This window comes from Pseudomonas sp. 2FE (assembly GCF_005503735.1).
In the GTDB taxonomy this organism is placed as follows: domain Bacteria; phylum Pseudomonadota; class Gammaproteobacteria; order Pseudomonadales; family Pseudomonadaceae; genus Aquipseudomonas.
Window position 1 is genome coordinate 48,689 of the sequence record NZ_SCMO01000015.1, and the last position, 18,893, is coordinate 67,581.

Genomic DNA, 18,893 nt, shown 5'->3' on the forward strand with positions numbered 1-18,893 from the left:
AGGCGTTAACATCCGCAACCCTTAAAAACCGACGTCCTCCAGCGCCATTTGCCACGAGTACGTCTACCCCGGTAATGAATGAAGGTAGCTCTGGATGCCAGCCGTCAAAGTTAAAGAGAACGAACCCTTCGACGTAGCTCTGCGTCGCTTCAAACGCTCCTGTGAAAAAGCCGGTGTTCTGGCCGAAGTTCGCAGCCGCGAGTTCTACGAGAAGCCCACTTCCGAGCGTAAGCGCAAGGCTGCAGCCGCAGTTAAGCGTCACGCCAAGAAAGTGCAGCGCGAACAGCGCCGCGCCGTACGCCTGTATTAATCCACAGACGTAGGCAGTCAGTTTTGCCACGCCCGGCCCAAAGCCGGGCTCCCGGCATGACCGAACCAAGCCTCAAGACCCGCATCACAGAGATCATTAAGGACGCCATGTGCGCCCAAGATAAACCTCGACTGATGACGTTACGCTTCGCCATCTCCGATATAAACGTATCGAAATTGACGAGCGTATAGCGGTCGATGACGCCCGCACCCTGCTGATCCTCGACAAGATGATCAAACAGCGGCGCGATTCCCTGCGTCAGTTCAGCGACGCTGGCCGCAAAGACCTCGCCGATGTCGAAGCCGCCGAAATTGTCGTGCTTCAAGCCTTATATGCCGAAACCACTAGACGAGACCGCGATCAGCTCACTGATCCAGCAAGCTATCGTCGACAGTGGCGCCCAAGGCATGCCGGACATGGGCAAAGTGATGGCACTATTGCGCCCCCAGGCGCAAGGCCGCGCCGACATGGCACTGGCCAGCCAACAACTGAAAGCCTGTCTGTCCTCCTGATTGCGCCGCAGTTATGCTGGCGACTCGCCTAATTCCGAGAACGCCATGGCCGGGCTGATACCCCAGACTTTTATTGATGACCTGCTAAACCGCACCGACATCGTCGACGTGGTCAGCTCGCGCGTTCAATTGAAGAAAACCGGCAAGAATTTCAGCGCCTGCTGCCCGTTCCACAAAGAGAAAACCCCCTCGTTCAGCGTCAGCCCAGACAAACAGTTCTACTACTGCTTTGGCTGCGGCGCCGGCGGTAACGCCCTGGGTTTTATCATGGATCACGACAACCTGGACTTCCCCCAGGCCGTCGAGGAGCTGGCAAAAGCCGCCGGCATGGAGGTGCCGCGCGAGGAAGGTGGCCGCAACCAGAAACCACGACAACCAACCGACTCACCGCTCTACCCCCTGCTGACCGCCGCCGCCGACTACTACCGGCAAGCGCTGAAAAGCCATCCAACCCGCAAAGCCGCCGTGGACTACCTGAAAGGCCGCGGCCTGTCAGGCGAGATTGCCCGCGACTTTGGCCTCGGCTTCGCCCCGCCCGGCTGGGACAACCTGCTCAAACATTTGAGCAGCGACAGCCTGCAGCAGAAGACCATGATCGACGCCGGCCTGCTGATCGAAAACGCCGAGAGCGGTAAACGCTACGACCGCTTCCGTGATCGCGTGATCTTCCCGATCCGCGACAGCCGTGGCCGTGTTATTGCCTTCGGCGGCCGCGTACTGGGTGACGACAAGCCAAAATACCTGAACTCGCCGGAAACCCCGGTCTTTCATAAAGGCCAGGAACTCTACGGCCTGTTCGAAGCCCGCAAGAATAACCGTGACCTCGACGAGATCATGGTGGTCGAGGGCTATATGGACGTGATCGCCCTCGCCCAACAAGGCTTACGTAACGCCGTCGCGACCCTCGGCACCGCCACCAGCGAGGAACACCTCAAGCGCCTGTTTCGCATAGTCCCGAGCGTCTTATTCTGCTTCGACGGTGACCAGGCTGGCCGCAGTGCCGCTTGGCGCGCACTGGAATCGACCCTACCAAGCCTGCAGGACGGCCGCCGCGCACGGTTTTTGTTTCTTCCAGAAGGCGAAGACCCGGACACCCTGGTACGCAGCGAAGGCACCGATGCGTTTCGCGCACGCATCAATCAGCAGGCGCAGCCGCTGGCCGACTATTTTTTCCAGCAACTCACCCAGGAAGCCGACCCGCGCTCGCTGGAAGGCAAGGCTCATCTAGCCACCCTGGCCGTACCGCTGATCGACAAAATACCCGGTGCCAACCTGCGCACCCTGATGCGCCAGCGCCTCAGCGAAATTACCGGCCTCAACAGTGAAGCACTTGGCCAGGCGATCCAGAACGCACCCGTCGAGGAGCCTCCAAGCTACGACCCGAGCGCGTACTACGACATAGTCCCGGACTACGGACACGAGGAATACAGCCCTCAAGCCGAACAAAATTGGCAAAAGAAGCCCGGACAGAAAGGCAGCGGACAGAAGAAGTGGGAAAAATCCTGGGACAAAAAAGGCCAGCGCCCGAACTTCCAGCCCAGGGCGCCACGCATCGCCGCACCGGTAGAGTCGCCCACGCTGACCGCCTTGCGTACGCTACTGCACCACCCAGAACTGGCACGTAAGGTCGAAGATGCCAGCCATTTCGCCGCGGAAAACGATACCTACGCGCAACTGCTGGTCGCCCTGCTTGGGGCTCTACAGAAGAATCCCAAGCTACGCTCATTGCAGTTGATCGCCCGCTGGCATGGCACCGAACAAGGCCGCCTGCTTAAGGCCCTGGCAGAAAAGGAATGGCTGATTCAGGCCGACAACCTTGAACAACAGTTTTTCGACACTATAACTAGTCTGGCAGCCCGCCAACGCGAGCGCAGCCTGGAACATTTACTTAGCAAAGCCCGTCAAAGTGAGCTAAGCGCAGAGGAAAAAGACCAACTGCGCGACCTACTCAGCCGCACTGTTACTCCCTTCACCCCGACCTCAACTGGCGCGTGAGGTCCCTGCCCTGGTATAATCCTCGGCTTGTTTTTTGCCCGCCAAGACCTTCAGTGGATAGGGTGTTATGTCCGGAAAAGCGCAACAGCAGTCTCGCCTCAAAGAGTTGATCAGCCGTGGTCGTGAGCAGGGTTACCTGACTTACGCCGAGGTCAACGACCACCTGCCGGAGGATATTTCCGATCCGGAACAGGTGGAAGACATCATCCGCATGATTAACGACATGGGGATCAACGTATTCGAGAGCGCCCCGGATGCGGATGCCCTGTTATTGGCCGAAGCCGATACCGACGAGGCCGCCGCTGAAGAAGCGGCGGCTGCGTTGGCCGCGGTAGAAACCGATATCGGTCGCACCACCGACCCGGTACGCATGTATATGCGCGAAATGGGCACGGTGGAGCTGCTCACCCGTGAAGGCGAAATCGAAATCGCCAAGCGCATCGAGGAAGGCATCCGCGAAGTGATGGGCGCTATCGCCCATTTCCCGGGGACTGTCGACAGCATTCTCGCCGAATACACCCGCGTCACCACCGAGGGTGGGCGCCTCGCCGAAGTCCTCAGCGGCTATATCGACCCGGATGATGGCATTGCCGCACCGGCCGAAGTCCCCGTTCCGGTCATCAAAGACGGCGCAGCCGCCGAGGCCGAAACCGAAGATGAAGAAGCCGAAGGCGACAGCGAAGACGAAGAAGAAGGCGATGGCGGCCCAGATCCGGAAGTTGCACGCCAACGCTTCGGCGCGGTAGCCGAGCAGCTGGAACAAGCCAAGAAAGCACTGAAAAAGCACGGTCGCGACAGCAAGCAAGGCATTGCCGAGCTGAAGGTCTTGGCCGAGCTGTTTATGCCGATCAAGCTGGTGCCGAAGCAGTTCGACGCCCTGGTTGTGCGGGTACGTGACTCCCTGGAGCGTCTGCGCGCCCAGGAACGCGCCATCATGCAACTCTGCGTACGGGATGCCCGTATGCCGCGCGCCGACTTCCTGCGCCAGTTCCCCAGCCATGAAATCGACGAAAGTTGGACCGAGCAACTGGCCAAAGGCAAAAGCAAATACGCCGAGGCCATCGGTCGCCTGCAGTCCGACATTCAGCGTTGCCAGCAGAAGCTCGCAGCACTTGAGGCCGAGACCGGTCTGAAGCTGGCCGAGATCAAGGACATCAACCGGCGCATGTCGATCGGTGAGGCCAAGGCCCGCCGCGCGAAGAAAGAGATGGTTGAAGCGAACTTGCGTCTGGTGATCTCGATCGCCAAGAAGTACACCAACCGCGGCCTGCAGTTCCTCGACCTGATTCAGGAAGGCAACATCGGCCTGATGAAAGCGGTGGACAAGTTCGAATACCGTCGCGGTTACAAGTTCTCGACCTACGCCACTTGGTGGATTCGTCAGGCGATCACCCGCTCGATCGCCGACCAGGCGCGGACCATCCGTATCCCGGTACATATGATCGAGACGATCAACAAGCTCAACCGCATCTCTCGCCAGATGCTGCAGGAGATGGGTCGCGAGCCGACTCCGGAAGAGCTTGGTGAGCGCATGGAAATGCCCGAAGACAAGATCCGCAAGGTATTGAAGATCGCCAAAGAGCCGATCTCCATGGAAACCCCGATCGGTGATGATGAAGACTCCCACCTGGGCGACTTCATCGAAGACTCCACCATGCAGTCACCGATCGACGTAGCCACGGTCGAAAGCCTCAAGGAAGCGACCCGCGAAGTGCTGGCCGGGCTCACCGCCCGTGAAGCCAAGGTACTGCGCATGCGCTTCGGCATCGATATGAATACCGACCACACGCTGGAAGAAGTGGGTAAACAGTTCGACGTGACCCGCGAGCGGATTCGTCAAATTGAAGCCAAGGCGCTGCGCAAGCTGCGCCACCCGACGAGAAGCGAGCATCTGCGCTCCTTCCTCGACGAGTAACCACAAAACCCCCGGCCTAGCCGGGGGTTTTGCTTTCCACGCACCACTAGCCGCACCCTGCCCACACCCGCCCCCTGAAGATCGACCAATCCTTCGTCCACGGCCTCCCGGAAGACCCACACGAGGCCGCCATCACCCGCGCCATCACCGCCCTCGGGCGCAGCATGCAACTGACTGTGATCGCCGAAGGTGTGGAAACCAAAGCCCAAGAACAATTTCTCGCCAGCGAAGACTGCGAACAGACCCAAGGTTTCATCGTCAACCAGCCCTTACCAGCCGCGCTCTTCGCCAACAATTTTCTCGGCTCATACCGTTTGGTTGGCACTCCACAGAAGGCACCGCTATAATCCGCCGGCTTTCTGAGGGCCTATAGCTCAGTTGGTTAGAGCAGGGGACTCATAATCCCTTGGTCGCAGGTTCGAGTCCTGCTGGGCCCACCATATATATCAAAGACTTAGCCTGCCTGGCTTTCAGTTGCAGCGCTCCTTGCCTATGCAACAGCTGATCGACTTGCGTCTCGTCAGCTACGTTGACCACCCTACCGACCACGCCTACACAGCTCAATCTAGGCGCCACTCTCTCGCAGCTAGAGCAAATACCAGGCGCCAAAAGCGCCTACCTCGCCGCCATCGCGCAGAATCCAGAATTTGCCCAGTCCTGGAACGTTTGCAAAAGCCGCCAGAGGTCCTGGCGATCTAACAATTGCTGCCGGATAAAAAATCGTCAGCGCCGATGAAGCCTGCAAGTTGCACCTACCCGCGCTCAACCGCCTGGGGCGCCTGCTGGAAAAAATGCTCCAGTTTCAACCCGCCGAAGCCATGTTGCGCACCAGCCCGCAGGTGGCCCCCGCCCAGCCCAAGGTGATTCAGCACTGGGAACACCTGCGCCAGAAGCGATGCGAATGTCCGGTATATAGCCCCCTCGACGGCCTTTTCTGCGACGACCTGATCAGGACTTCCTCGCCCTTGGTGCTGCTGACGGCCAGCGACTATCCTGGGCTGCAATTGGCCGCCGCCCACTTCATGAAAGAGCGGGTCAGCGTGCGGGTTCCGGCGCTAGCGCCGGCCCAAGGCTATCGACACGACAGACTGCGCATCGGCTTCTTGCCCTCAGATTTTTACCTGCATGCGGTGTCATTGCTCACCGGCGAACTGTTCGAGTTGCTCGACCATGGGCGCTTCGAGGTCTACGTCTTTTGCTGAAGCCGGGAAGATGGCTCGGAACTGCGCGAACGCGTGAAGAAGACCTTGGCCCACTTCGTGCGGATCGTCGATATGGACGATGCCACGGCAGCCCCATGCATCCGCCAGCAGGAGATCGACATCCCTATCGATCTACAGGAACTGACTTCCGGCGCCCGTCCGAATATCCCGGCTTACCGCCCCGCCCCGTGCAGATGACCTATCTCGGCTTCCCCGGGCCGGCCGGTTTGCCCTGCGGCGATTACGTCATCGCCGATCACTTCCTGGCCCCGAGAGTGAGAAGCCCTACTACAGCGAAACCCCACTGTACCTGCCACAGCTATTCCCGAGCAGCGATCGGCAACGCCCGGTTGCGCCGCTGCCGGATCGGCCCCAGTGCAGGCTGCCGGAAAACCGCTTTGTCTTCTGATCGCTCAACAACAACTATAAGTTCAACGCAGCGGTGTTCGACTGCTGGATACGCATGCTGCAGCGGGTGCCGGAAAGCGTGCTGTGGTTGCTGGCCGATACCCCTTGGACGCAGAACAACCTATGCCCCAAGGCATCGACCCTGCACGCCTGCTGTTCGCGTTGCGCCGCCGGACTACCTGGCCCGCTACACCGCCGCCGATCTGTTTCTGGATACCTACACTTTCAACGCCGGCACCACGGCCAACGATACGCTATGGCTAGGCCTACCGGCGCTCACCTGCCAGAGCCGCACCGTTGCCTAGAGCATGGCGGGCAGTTTGTTGACCGCGCTCGACCTGCCGAAGCTCATCACCACACTCGGAAAGTACCAAGAACGTACGGCTCAACTGGCGACTCAAATCTGCTGGCGGGGTTGCAGCGACGCCCGAACCAAGGCCGCCAGCATTCGCCTTTGTTCGATATGCCACGTTTTTTTAAAGACATTGAAAGTACAATCAGCACCGTCGCGCCGAAGCCCGGATAGAGGTAGCCAACCTCCGCCCTAATCGGCACGTCATTAACTACAAGGGAATGCAGTGTTCCTGACATCAAATACGGATAATTAATACGTCATGCCAGCACCTAACGGATCGACAACCTCCAGTGAAGTAGCTCTTTCCAACAATCTGCATATCGATAGCCTGGTGTATGGCAGCAAATGGGGCGGCGCCCTCGGCTCCAGCGCGGCGCTGTCCTATAGCTTTCTCTCCAGCAGCTCGTATTACGCGACCGAATACTCCTTCGACAACGAGCACCTGAACAGCTACCAGCTGACCAGCAATCAAAAAGCGGCTGTCACCCAAGCGCTCGGTGCCTGGGCCGCGGTTGCGAATATCAGTTTCTCGCTAACCACCGACTCGAGCACCAATGTAGGCGACCTGCGCTTTGGCGGTTATGCCGGCATGGACTCCGACACCGCCGCCTGGGCCTATCTCCCCAGTGGCGCGCCGGCTTCCGGTGATGTCTGGATCGGCCCGGCGACTTCTGAGGCCAATCCCACGACTGGAACTTACGACTACCTCACCTTCGTGCATGAGATCGGCCATGCCCTGGGCCTGAAGCATCCGTTCGAGAACGGTGACAGCAATTCCACCGTGCTTCCCGCGGAATACGACGACGTCCGCTATACGGTGATGAGTTATACCGACCCTTATTCCTACGAGCCGACGACGCCCATGTTGTTGGACATAGCGGCCATTCAGTACCTGTATGGCGCGAATATGCAGTGGCATACCGGGAACGACACCTACCAGTGGAGCGCCGGCAAGCTCGTTTTCGAAACCATTTGGGATGCGGGCGGCATCGACACCCTGAGTGCCAGCAACCAGAGCCAAGCGGTGACCCTCAACCTCAACCCCGGCACCTTCAGCAGTATCGGCGCCACCTTCTGGAGCGGCTCCGCCTATATCAATAATGGGTTGGCCATCGCCTATGGGGCGCAGATCGAGAATGCAGTGGGCTCGGCATATGCCGATACCCTGATCGGCAATACGCTGGCCAATATGCTGAACGGCGGCGCGGGCAACGACACACTGATCGGCGACCTCGGTAACGACACCTATGTGGTCGACAGCGCGTCTGATGTCATCAGCGAAACCAGCACCCTGGCCAGCGAAATCGATACGGTGCACTCCTCGGTGTCCTGGACCCTGGGCGCCAATCTTGAGAATTTGCTGTTGACCGGCTCCTTAGCCATCAATGGCACCGGCAACAGCCTGAACAATGTCATCTATGCCAATGCGGGCAACAATCTACTCGATGGCGGGGCGGGTCTCGATAGCCTCAGCTATGCCTATGCTGCTGCCGGCGTCACCGTCAGCCTAGCCAGCACCACAGCGCAGGCGACCGGTGGTTCCGCCAGCGATACCCTGCTGAACTTCGAGAACCTGATCGGCAGCAAATACAACGACACCCTGACCGGCAGCGCCATTACCAATGTGCTGAATGGCGGCGCGGGCAACGACACACTGATCGGCGGCCTCGGCAACGACACCTATGTGGTCGACAGCGCGTCTGATGTCATCAGCGAAACCAGCACCCTGGCCACCGAAATCGATACGGTGCACTCCTCGGTGTCCTGGACCCTGGGCGCCAATCTCGAGAAGCTAGTACTGAACGGCAGCGCGGCCATCAATGGCAACGGCAACGCCTTGAACAACTCCCTGACCGGCAATACCGCCGCCAACATCCTGAATGGCGGCAGCGGCAACGACACACTGGTCGGCGGCCTCGGTAACGACACCTACATAGTCGACAGCAGCGTCGACGTCATCAGCGAAACCAGCGTATTGACCAGTGAAATCGACTCGGTGTGGTCGTCGGTAAACTGGACCTTGGGCGCCAACTTCGAGAGCTTGGTGCTGATCGGCTCTGCAGCCATCAACGGCACCGGCAATAACCTCAACAACACCCTCTATGCCAGCGCCGGCAACAATGCGCTGGACGGCGGGGCCGGGGTCGATCTGCTCAATTACGACCTTGCCACCACGGCCGTTAGCGTTAACCTGGCCAGCACCGCAGCACAAGCCACCGGCGGCTCTGGCTCCGATACTTTGTCGAACTTCGAAAACCTCACCGGCAGTCAGTACAACGACACACTGACGGGTAGCACTGTCGCCAACGTTTTAATTGGCGGTACAGGAAATGACACCCTATCGGGAGGCGCTGGCAACGACCTTCTGGTGGGCGGTGCAGGCGTAGACAGGCTCAATGGTGGCACCGGAGCAGATCGCTTCGACTTCAATGCCTTAACCGAAATGGGCCTGGGGTCGCTGCGCGATGTGCTGGGTGATTTCAAAAGCAGTGAAGGCGACAAGATTGACCTGTCGACCCTGGATGCCAACACGGCAACCGCGGCCAATGATGTCTTCGCCTTTATCGGTACATCCACATTCAGCAGTACCAACGCGGCCGGCCAACTGCGCTTCGCTGGCAGCGTGCTGTACGGCAGCACCGATACCGATGCGGCCGCTGAATTTGAAATCCAGTTGCTGGGCGTGACCTCACTGAGCAACACCGATCTGCTTGCCTGATCGGCCTTGCGATGCAGCCTCTGTCCGCTTCGCCTAGCGGCAGAGGCTCGCTAAAACAATCCCTGAACCTCTTGCAACACGGCATGGGTCATCTGGCCGGTGCGGGTATGCAAGTTAACGTAGCTTTGCAGCATCACCAGCTTGGTGTTGAGCAGGTCGCGCTTCGCGGCAAACAGGCGCTGCTGCGCATCGAGAATCTCCACGGTCGAACGCACGCCGGCCTGGTAGCCTTTTTCCGCAGAGGTCAGCGCCCGCTGGTTGGAACGCACCGCCGTCAGCATCGCCTTGCTCTTCTCGAAACCAGCCACTACTCCGAGATAATCGCGCTCGATATCCTCGGTTAACTGCTGTTGCTCGGCGTCATATTCCGAGCGGGCGCCGTAGAGGGCCGAGTGGGCACGCTTGGCCGAGGCGCTGACGGCGCCGCCCTGGTAGAGGGGAATATCAACCAGCAGGCCCACATAGTAAGTGGACTGGCGCTGGGAGAATTCATTGAGATCGCTCTTGTCGGTGTGCGACAACTGGCCGGTCAGCGCTACTGTCGGGTAGTGCCCGGCTTGCTGCAGTTTGAGATCGGCCTCGGCCAGCTGAACCGAGGCGCGCCTGGCCTCCAGCAGCGGGCTGGCCTGGTTGGCCTTGAGCAGCCAATAGCCTAGATCCTCATCGGTCGGCAGCAGGTTATTGGCCGGCAGCTGTTCCTGCATATCGGCGATCCGCATCACCGCAATGCCGGCGCGCCCCGACAGTTTGCGCAGCGCCGCTTGCCGCTGGGCCTGCAATTCGATTTCCTGGGCGCGGATCAGGTCCAGCCGGGCCTGGGCTTCCTCGGTATCGGTGATCGCCCCTTCGCCGGCCTCGAACAGCCGTTTCGTCTGCTTGGCCAGCCCTTCGATCGCGGATTTCTGCTGGGTCGCCAATTTCAGCTCGTTTTCCACTCGCGCCACGTCGAAATAGGCCTCGGCCACGCGATCGAAGAGGCCCTGGCCGGCACCCTCGTACTGCACCTCGCCCAGCTGGCCACGCGCCTTGGACTGCTCGTAGAAGGCCCAACGCCCCTTGTCGAAGAGCGGCTGACGCAGCGCCAGGGTGGCGGTGTCGGCGCTGAACTGATCGCTCTGGTTAGCGACTTGGGACTCACCGCCAAGCTCTCCACCGCGGCCAAAGCGGGAGCTGATCCCGACCTGGGGCAACAGGCCCCCTCTGCCGATGGCTTCCTCCTGCTGGGAAGCCTGGTAGTCGTAACCCGCCACCTGATAGGTGGCATCGTTCTGTCGGGAGGCATCATAGAGCTCGCTCAGCGACAACTCAGGGTCGCTCGCCCAGATTGGACAGGCCCAGATCAGGGCGATAACGGCAGTCCTGCTTCGCACTCTTACTCTTCCTTAAAGGCACCCACTAAACGCTCGGTGACCGGTTTCATCAGGTAGTTCATCAAGGTGCGCTCGCCCGTCTTGATAATGACTTCGACCTGCATACCCGGCTTGACGTCGAGACCGGCACGTCTAAGCTCGCTCACCACCTCGGGGCTGACCTCGACCTCTACCGAGAAGTAAGGCAGCCGTGAATGCTCGTCGATCAGCTGATCGGCCGATACGGTGGTCACCTTACCGCTCATGACCGGCGTATTGACCCGCTGCAGCGAGGCGAAGCGCACATCGACCGGCAACCCAGGCTTGAGCCGGTCGGCCATCATCGGCGGAAACTGCGCCTTGACCACCCAGCTCGAACCTTGCGGCACCAGGTCCATCAGCCGCTGGCCCGCCGGCACCACGCCCCCCACCGTATGCACGGCCAACCCCATCACCTGCCCGGCGACGGACGCGAGAACAGAACCGTTGCGCACCTCGAAGTCGAGTGCCTTGATCCGGTCGGCCAGGCTCGAGGCTTCTGCGGCCACCTGGGTCAGCTGCGACTCCGCCTCGCTGCGAAAAGCCTGCGCCTGCTGCAGCGTCTTCAGTTTGCTCTCGTTGATCGCCTGCCGCGTCCGCCCGATATCGGAAATCGCTGCCGCCTGCTGGGCGCCGAGTTGCGCCGCATTGCGCTCCGCCTCGAACAGGCGGTTGCGCGGCACATAGCCCTCCTGCGCCAACTCGCGCAGACCCTCGAGTTCTTGCCGTTGGTATTTCAGCTGGGCGTCGTGGTTGCGCTTGATCTCTTCGAAACCGGCCAGTTGCTCGGCCAACGACTCCTCCTCGTGCTGGAGGATTTTCAGCCGGCTGGCCAGTTCGTCGCGGCGGGTGGCGAAGAGGTTGCCCTGCAACTCCATGGCCGCCTGTGCCCGCGGGTCGGCCGCCATGGCCAGCAGATTCTGCGGCCAGTCAATGCTATCGCGATCCAGGCGCTCGGCAATCAAGCGCGCCTCGACGCTGCGCGCACTCAGCCACTGCCCCAGCGCGACGTCGAGTTGGGACTGCGCCTGGATGGTGTTGAGTTGCACCACCACCTGACCCTGGCGCACCTGCTCACCCTCGCGCACCAGGATGCGCTCGATGGCGCCGCCCAGTAGCGACTGCACGGTTTTGCGCTCGCCGGACACCACCACGGTGCCGCTGCCGACCACCCCCTGATCGAGGGGAGCCAGACCGGCCCAGAGCAAAAAACCGCCAAAGCCCAGGGCCAGTAGCCACAAGCCAAAACGGGCGATACCCGCCGCATCGGTGTCGGGGGCAGGCGCTTGCGAGTCGGTCTGCAGGTCGTTCTGAATAGGCTTCATCGGCGCCTCAGGCTCCTTGGCTGGCGGATTCGGCGGTTGTATTGACCACCGCGGTCGGCGGCATGAGGGCCTTGAGCACCTGATCCCGAGGCCCGAACAGTTGCTGCGCCCCGTCTTTGAGGAGCAACAGTTTATCGACCACCCCGAGAATGCTCGGCCTATGGGTGACCAGCACCACCGTGGAGCCGGCCGCCTTCAGCGTGCTGACGGCCCGCACCAGCGCCGCCTCGCCGGCCTCGTCCAGATTGGAGTTGGGCTCATCCAGCACCAGCAGTGCCGGCTGACCATAGAGCGCGCGGGCCAGGCCGATGCGCTGCTTCTGCCCGCCGGACAGCCCCAGCCCACCGATGCCCAGCGGCGTGTCGTAGCCCTTGGGGAAATTCAGCACCATCTCGTGAATGCCGGCCAGACGCGCCGCCTCGATCACCTTGAGCGAATCCACCTCGCCAAAACGCGCGATATTCTCCGCGATGGTGCCGTCGAACAGCTCGATATCCTGGGGTAAGTAGCCCAGGTACGGGCCGATCGCCTCACGCGACCATTGGCCCACTTCCGCGCCGTCCAGCCGCACCGAACCACGGATTGCCGGCCAGATGCCGACCATGGCCCGCGCCAAAGAGGATTTGCCGGAGGCGCTGGGGCCGATCACCGCCAGCACCTCGCCCTTGGCCAGCGCCACCGTCACCCCATTCACCGCCGGCTGCTGGGCACCGGGCGGGATGACCACCAGTTGATCGATGCGCAGCGCGCCGGTCGGCGCCGGCAGGGCCATGCGCGGCTGCGGTTTGGGGAACTCTTCGAGGAGGCGGCTAAGGCGCTGGTAGCTGCTCTTGGCGCTGCCCATCTGCCGCCACGAGCCGATGACTTGCTCCACCGGCGCCATGGCTCGGCCCAACAGCACCGACACGGCGATCATCACCCCGGCGGAGATCTGGTTCTCCAGCACCAACACGGCGCCCAGCCCCAACGACAGGGATTGCCACGTCACTCGCACGAAGCGGGTCATCGAGGAAATCCGCGCGCTGCGCTCGCTGGCCTCGGCCTGGGCCGTGATGATGCGCTGCTGCAAGGAGAACCAGCGGCGGCGCAAGACATTCAGCATGCCCATCGCCTGGATGACTTCGGCGTTCTGCAAGGTGCTGTTCACATAGTTGGCGGAGGTGACGGACAACTGGTTGGCTTCCGCCAGACTCTTGCGCGTGGCCAGCTCGTTCCAGATCGCCAAGACCACCAGGATGGCGGCACCCAGCACAGTGAACAGGCCCAGCCAGGGGTGAAACAAGAAGGCGACGATCAGATAGATCGGCAGCCAGGGCGCGTCGAACAGCGCGATCAGGCCCTGGCCGGTGACGAACTGGCGAATGGCGGTCAGATCGCTCAACACCTGCGCCGGGTTGGCGCTGTGCTCCTTCAGGCTGAGTTCGAAAGCCGCGCCGAACACCCGCTCGCCGAGCTGGGAGTCGATGCCCGCGCTCATCTTGATCATCACCTGGCCACGGACCCATTCCAGCAGACTGCTCAGCAGATAGAGCCCGAGCAGAATCAGGGTCAGCATCAACAGCGTGGTTTCGTTGCGGCTGGTCAGGACCCGGTCGAACACCTGCATCATGTAGATCGAGGGCACCAGCATCAGCAGGTTGATCACGCCGCTGAACAGGGCCAACACCCCGAATAGGCGGCGATAGCACAGCAGCGCGGCATCGATATCCCGCCTGGGGTCAAGAATGAGTCGCATAGGATCCAAGAGTTAATAGATAGCTGGCGAAAGATTTGCGGCGGCGAAGCTTAACATGGCCCTATCGGTCGATATCCAGCCACTTCTTGCTAATGCGGCCTAGCGCCAAATAGAAGAGCTTCAGCAGCGCCAATGGCGGTCCCGCAACTGTCTTGCCTTTACCCCGGGTCCAATAGTGGCACTTTGGCACCATAAATCTCAACCAGTAGAATCCCCCCTACCGGTTCCCCCCTCATTCTGCAAATGGAACTTGCTATGCCAGCCCTCGTCTACGGCGAAACCCGCATCAACACCAGCACCAATGGCTATCAATATGAGCCTGCCGTCACGGCCCTGGCCGACGGCGGCTATGTGGTGACCTGAAGTGACTTCGGCACTTTAGACACTTACAACATCTTCGCTCCGCGCTATAGCGCTAGCGGCGCCAAGGTGGGGCGAGAAACCCTGGCCAACACCACCTGGCGAGCAGGATGCCCCCGAAATCACCGCCCTGGCCAATGACGCCTTTAGCTTTATCGGCTCAGCCGCGTTCAGCGGCACCAATGCGGCCGGTCAACTGCGTTTCGCCAACGGCGTACTGTACGGCAGCACCGACGCAGACTCGGCGGCTGAGTTTGAGATTTCCCTGCTTGGCGTGACGACCCTCAGCGGCGCTGACTTTATCGCCTGATCGGCACCTCAAAGCGGCGATGTAGCCGCTCTGAGGCCCTGACCATGAACTCGGCCCCGGCCAACTTCAGCACGTCGTTCAACGACAGCGTCACCCCCTGACTCGGCAGGGCGAACAGCATGGCGGCCAGGGGTGAAGTGCCGCACGCCAGCTAAGCAGCGTTCTGACTCGCTTTTGTTTTACCGATTCGACTGGCGGCTTGCGCCCCGAATCAGGCATCGACCTTATGCCGCGCGGCATACAGGCAAACCATCTCCATGGCGATGGTCGCCCCCGCCAGCGCAGTCACTTCGGCGTTGTCGTAAGGCGGCGAGACTTCCACCACATCCATCCCGACCAGGTTGATGCCGCGCAACGCACGGAGGATCTCCAGCGCCTGATGGGTGCTCAAGCCACCGCAGACCGGCGTGCCGGTGCCGGGCGCGAAGGCCGGATCGAGGCAGTCGATGTCGAAGGTCAGGTACACCGGGTTATCCCCGACCCGCGCGCGAATCAGCTCGGCGATGGCCTCCGGCGAGTTGCGATGCACCTGCCGGGCGTCGAGCACCTGGAAGCCCAGCACATCGTCGTTGGTGGTGCGCAGGCCGATCTGCACCGAGCGCGCCGGATCCACCAGGCCCTGGCGAGCGGCGTGGTAGAACATGGTGCCGTGACTAATGCCCTGCACGCCGTCGTCGGCATCCGGCCAGGTGTCGCTGTGGGCGTCGAAGTGCACCAGGGACAGGGCGCCGTGTTTCTTCGCATGGGCCTTGAGCAATGGGTAGCTGATGAAGTGATCACCGCCCAGGGTCAGCATGCCGCAGCCGGCCTCGAGGATCTGCTCGGCATGCGCCTCGATGGCCGCCGGCGTCTGTTGCGGCTGGGCGTGGTCGAAGTTGCAATCGCCGTAATCGATCACCGCCAGATGGTCGAAGGGATCGAACTCCCAGGGATAGTGGCGCTCCCAGGCACTGGTCACCGAGGCGGCGCGGATCGCCCGTGGCCCGAAGCGGGTACCCGGCCTGTTGGTGGTGGCGGTGTCGAACGGCACGCCGCTGACCACCAGGTCGACGCCGCGCAGGTCCCGCGTGTAGCGCCGGCGCATAAAGCTGGTGACGCCGGCGTAGGTCGGCTCGGAAAAGGTGCCATACAGGCTGTCGCGGGTGATGGCTAGATCGTTACCCTGAAACTCTTCCACGATGAACTCCTCAGTACTGGCTGCGGAAACTGGTCCAGATGCGGGTGCGCTCGCGCTGCGTGCGCAGCGACAGCAGCTGCTCGCTGAACAGCCGCGCACGCACTTCCTGGGGCGGGTAGATGTCGGGATCGCCGCTCACGGCCGGGTCGACCAGCGGAGTGGCGGCGCTGTTGGCGTTGGCGAAGTACACGCTGTTGGTCAGCTCGGCGATGGCCTCCGGGCGCAGCATGTAATCGATGAAGGCGAGCGCGGCCTGGGGGTGCGGTGCGTCCACCGGGATCGCCATGCTGTCGAACCAGATCAGCGTGCCTTCGCGCGGAATGCGATAGAGCACCTCGAACGGCTGCTTCGCCTCGCTGGCACGGGCGGCGGCCATGGCGGCGTCACCGTTATAGGTCAGCGCCAGGCAGATCTCGCCCTTGGCCAGGTCGTCGATATGCCGGCCGGTGCCGACATAGCGCAGGTTCGGCTGCAGCTCGGCGAGCAGTTGCTGCACCTGTTTCAGCTCGGCGGCGGCGGTACTGTAGGGGTCGTGGCCGAGGTAGTTGAGGGCGATGCTGATCACCTCCTGCGGCGAATCCAGCACGGCGATGCCGCAGTCCTTGAGCTTGCTCGCATATTCCGGCTTGAACAGCAGATCGAGGCTGTTCAGCGGCGCGTCGGGAATGCGCTTCGTCACCGCCTCCTTATTGAGGCCCAGACCGACCGTGCCCCAGGTATAGGGCACGCCGTAGCGGTTGCCCGGATCGGCGCTGGCGAGCTTGGCCAACAGCTCGGGATCGAGGTTGGCGTAATGCTTCAGTTGCGCCCGCTCGACCGGCTGCACGGCCTTGGCCTTGATTGCCCGCGCCAGCCCGCTGGAGGCCGGGAATACCACGTCGTAGCCGCTGCCGCCGGTGAGCAGCTTGCTGTCCAGCGCCTCGGCGCTGTCGAAGATGTCGTATTTGACACGAATGCCGGTCTCCTGCTGAAAACCCTTGAGCGCCTGCTCCGGGATATAGGCGGACCAGCTGTAGAGGTTCAGGGCCTGCTCCTCGGCGAGCGACGGTAGGCTGACGCAGAGCAGCAGAAAACATGTGGCTAGGCGCATGGTGACGACCTCATTCGGATTGGCTAGTCAGAGCTTTTTCGTAGGCGTCATCCTGCGGCGTACATTGCTTCGGATAAATATGAAGTGTGCTACTTTGGCATCGATCTTTATCAATGTTAGGAGCCGCCATGCTCAGCCAAGTCCGCGACCTCGACCTGCAACTGTTGCGGCTGTTCGTCAGCGTGGTGGAATGCGGCGGCTTCAGCGCGGCGCAAGGCGAACTGGGGATTGGCCAGTCAACCATCAGCACGCAGATGGCCAAGCTGGAGACGCGGCTGGGTTTCCGCCTGTGCGAACGCGGCAAGGCCGGCTTTCGCCTGACCCCCAAGGGCGACGAGGTGTTGCTGGCCACGCGCAAGCTGTTCGCCGCCATCGAAACCTTCAAGGGCGAGGCCCAGGGCATGGCCGACAAACTGCTCGGCGAGCTCAGCATCGGCCTCTCCGAAGCCCTCGCTGCGCAGGTGCTGGAACGGGTTGGCGCCGCCATCCGGCACTTTCGCCAACGCAACCAGGCGGTGCAGATCGAGCTGATCAGCGCCATGCCCGCCGAACTGGAACGACGCCTGCTGCAGGATCAACTGCACCTGGCCATCGGCTACTTCTCCGGCAAGCAAACTGCCTTGGCTTTCCAACCGCTGTTCAGCGAGGAGCAGTTGCTCTACTGCGGCCGCGGGCATCCGTTATTCAGCCAACAGCAGATCGTCAAAGCCGACCTCGACAGCTGCGACCGCGTGCATCACCCCTATCGTTTCATCAATGCCGACGAACCCGGCCAGTCCAACCTCAGCAGCGCCCGCACCGAACAGGTCGAAGGCAGCCTGGCGTTTATCCTCTCCGGCGCCCATATCGGCCACCTGCCCCGGCATATCGCCGGCCCCTGGGAAGCGCGCGGGCTATTGCGCGCGCTATTGCCGGAGCAGCTTGGCTTCACCGTGCAATTCCACCTGGCCAGCCATCGCGGCCGTCAGCCGAGCGAGGCGCAGCGGGCATTTATTGAGGATTTGCAGGCTGCGTTCAAGTCAGGTGAATAAGTCGGCCACGGCTTATCCAGCGTTTGGCGTGTTGCGAGAGAGATCTGTTGCGAGAGGCATCGGCTAAACGCCGAAAAAAGAAAACCCCACCGAGGCGGGGCTTTGCAGACTGAATCCTGACATCCGTAATCGTTCCACCATCCTGGCGGAAATCCAGCGTATCCCTGTTATTTCCTCGGCGCTTCCTGCGCGACGTCCATGGGTGCAGAGTACCCGCGCACGGTAGGGGGCGATAGCGGCGATCGGCAACACCTCATGTAAGCCTAGGCTTACACAACCAACCAAGCGTCCGCTTGGCTTTCTTTCGTGACGTAGGTCTTGTTAGACTCATTCCGTCCTATAAAAACAACAGACCCCGACACGGCGGTCCAAGGGCCAAGACCATGCGCGCAATTGTGATTGCCCTCTCATGTCTAGCGGCGGGTGCCGCTTCTCCGGCCTTCGCTGCCGGCGGACAAAACCAACTCTCCGACCCCAAAGTTGCCGTCGAGCAATTGTTCTGGAAACAGCTCTACGCGGACGGCGGTAGCTCGCTCTATTGCGGCAGCCCCTTCGGCGCCGAGCGCGGTCAAGTCACCGCCAGCCTGGTGTACAGCAGCAAACAGATCAAATCGGCACTGCGTTGCCTCACCGACAACCAGTGCACGGTCTCGACCCCGCAATACCCCTATATGCTCGCCGACCTGCATAACCTTTACCCAGAGATGAGCCGGGTCGAACTGGCGCGGCGCAATGCGCTGTTCGGTGAACTCGACGACAGCGTACCGAGCAAGTTCAGCGACATTGGCTGCGACCTGAAGGCCAGCTTCCAACTGGTCGAACCTCGTGATGAGGCCAAGGGCAACGTGGCGCGGGCCATCTTCTATATGCACAGCGAATATGACCTGCCGATTGTCGGCCAACTGCAGATGTACCAGCGCTGGAATCGGATGGACCCGCCGGATGCGCAAGAGCAAGCCCGGAATGCGCAGATCGAGACGCTTCAAGGCACCCGCAACCGCTTTATCGACGACCCGGCTGCCGCCGACCAGTTGACTCAGAAGTGAAGCCTGGGCGGGGGA

The 18,893-nt window shown here is 61.4% G+C and carries 14 protein-coding genes, 1 tRNA gene and 1 pseudogene; 11 read left to right on the forward strand and 5 right to left on the reverse strand.

All coding sequences use genetic code 11. From position 1 onward, the window contains the following. Nucleotides 1–94: 94 nt before the first annotated feature. From rpsU to FFS12_RS18365, 9 genes and pseudogenes are all read left to right on the forward strand, one after another. Complete coding sequence (gene rpsU / locus FFS12_RS18330) at nucleotides 95–310, forward strand: 30S ribosomal protein S21 (RefSeq protein WP_002551877.1); 216 nt, start codon at nucleotides 95–97, stop codon at nucleotides 308–310. 332 nt (nucleotides 311–642) lie between these two features. Further along, nucleotides 643–822, forward strand: a complete 180-nt coding sequence (locus FFS12_RS20315) for a GatB/YqeY domain-containing protein (RefSeq protein ID WP_256657464.1) — start codon at nucleotides 643–645, stop codon at nucleotides 820–822. A 45-nt stretch (nucleotides 823–867) separates the two neighbouring features. Next, entirely contained in the window at nucleotides 868–2,817 is a 1,950-nt protein-coding gene (gene dnaG / locus FFS12_RS18340) for a DNA primase (RefSeq protein WP_137888967.1), read from the forward strand. Between the two features lie 67 nt (nucleotides 2,818–2,884). Continuing rightward, nucleotides 2,885–4,732: an RNA polymerase sigma factor RpoD gene (gene rpoD / locus FFS12_RS18345; RefSeq protein WP_137888969.1), complete on the forward strand. Its 1,848-nt coding sequence runs from the start codon at nucleotides 2,885–2,887 to the stop codon at nucleotides 4,730–4,732. 74 nt (nucleotides 4,733–4,806) lie between these two features. After that, a pseudogene (locus FFS12_RS18350) lies at nucleotides 4,807–5,079 on the forward strand (EAL domain-containing protein); the annotation flags it as partial. Nucleotides 5,080–5,095: 16 nt separating this feature from the next. Continuing rightward, nucleotides 5,096–5,172 (forward strand) — tRNA-Ile (locus FFS12_RS18355). A 306-nt stretch (nucleotides 5,173–5,478) separates the two neighbouring features. Further along, complete coding sequence (locus FFS12_RS20320; protein ID WP_256657466.1) at nucleotides 5,479–5,934, forward strand: hypothetical protein; 456 nt, start codon at nucleotides 5,479–5,481, stop codon at nucleotides 5,932–5,934. A 33-nt stretch (nucleotides 5,935–5,967) separates the two neighbouring features. After that, nucleotides 5,968–6,132 carry a hypothetical protein gene (locus tag FFS12_RS20325; RefSeq protein WP_256657468.1) on the forward strand — a complete coding sequence of 55 codons (165 nt, stop codon included), beginning with the start codon at nucleotides 5,968–5,970 and terminating at the stop codon, nucleotides 6,130–6,132. A gap of 824 nt (nucleotides 6,133–6,956) precedes the next feature. After that, entirely contained in the window at nucleotides 6,957–9,416 is a 2,460-nt protein-coding gene (locus FFS12_RS18365; RefSeq protein ID WP_137888973.1) for a M10 family metallopeptidase, read from the forward strand. 50 nt (nucleotides 9,417–9,466) lie between these two features. Here the strand turns inward: FFS12_RS18365 and FFS12_RS18370 are convergent, their stop codons facing one another. The 5 genes from FFS12_RS18370 to FFS12_RS18390 form a co-directional block, all read right to left on the reverse strand. Then, the gene (locus FFS12_RS18370) at nucleotides 9,467–10,786 is read right to left on the reverse strand and encodes a TolC family outer membrane protein (RefSeq protein WP_137888975.1); all 1,320 of its coding nucleotides are present in this window, start codon (nucleotides 10,784–10,786) and stop codon (nucleotides 9,467–9,469) included. A gap of 2 nt (nucleotides 10,787–10,788) precedes the next feature. Next, on the reverse strand, nucleotides 10,789–12,129 hold the full coding sequence (locus tag FFS12_RS18375; protein ID WP_137888976.1) for an HlyD family type I secretion periplasmic adaptor subunit: 1,341 nt from the start codon (nucleotides 12,127–12,129) through the stop codon (nucleotides 10,789–10,791). 7 nt (nucleotides 12,130–12,136) lie between these two features. Beyond that, the gene (locus FFS12_RS18380; protein WP_137888978.1) at nucleotides 12,137–13,864 is read right to left on the reverse strand and encodes a type I secretion system permease/ATPase; all 1,728 of its coding nucleotides are present in this window, start codon (nucleotides 13,862–13,864) and stop codon (nucleotides 12,137–12,139) included. Between the two features lie 881 nt (nucleotides 13,865–14,745). Next, nucleotides 14,746–15,711 (reverse strand): agmatinase, encoded by a 966-nt coding sequence (speB, locus tag FFS12_RS18385; RefSeq protein WP_137888980.1) that lies wholly within the window; start codon nucleotides 15,709–15,711, stop codon nucleotides 14,746–14,748. 10 nt (nucleotides 15,712–15,721) lie between these two features. Next, on the reverse strand, nucleotides 15,722–16,801 hold the full coding sequence (locus FFS12_RS18390) for a polyamine ABC transporter substrate-binding protein (RefSeq protein ID WP_137888982.1): 1,080 nt from the start codon (nucleotides 16,799–16,801) through the stop codon (nucleotides 15,722–15,724). Between the two features lie 128 nt (nucleotides 16,802–16,929). Between FFS12_RS18390 and FFS12_RS18395 the strand changes: the two genes are divergently transcribed. Beyond that, nucleotides 16,930–17,832: a LysR family transcriptional regulator gene (locus FFS12_RS18395; protein WP_137888984.1), complete on the forward strand. Its 903-nt coding sequence runs from the start codon at nucleotides 16,930–16,932 to the stop codon at nucleotides 17,830–17,832. A 383-nt stretch (nucleotides 17,833–18,215) separates the two neighbouring features. Continuing rightward, nucleotides 18,216–18,878, forward strand: coding sequence for an endonuclease (locus FFS12_RS18400; RefSeq protein WP_137888986.1), 663 nt, complete (start codon nucleotides 18,216–18,218; stop codon nucleotides 18,876–18,878). Nucleotides 18,879–18,893: the final 15 nt, after the last annotated feature.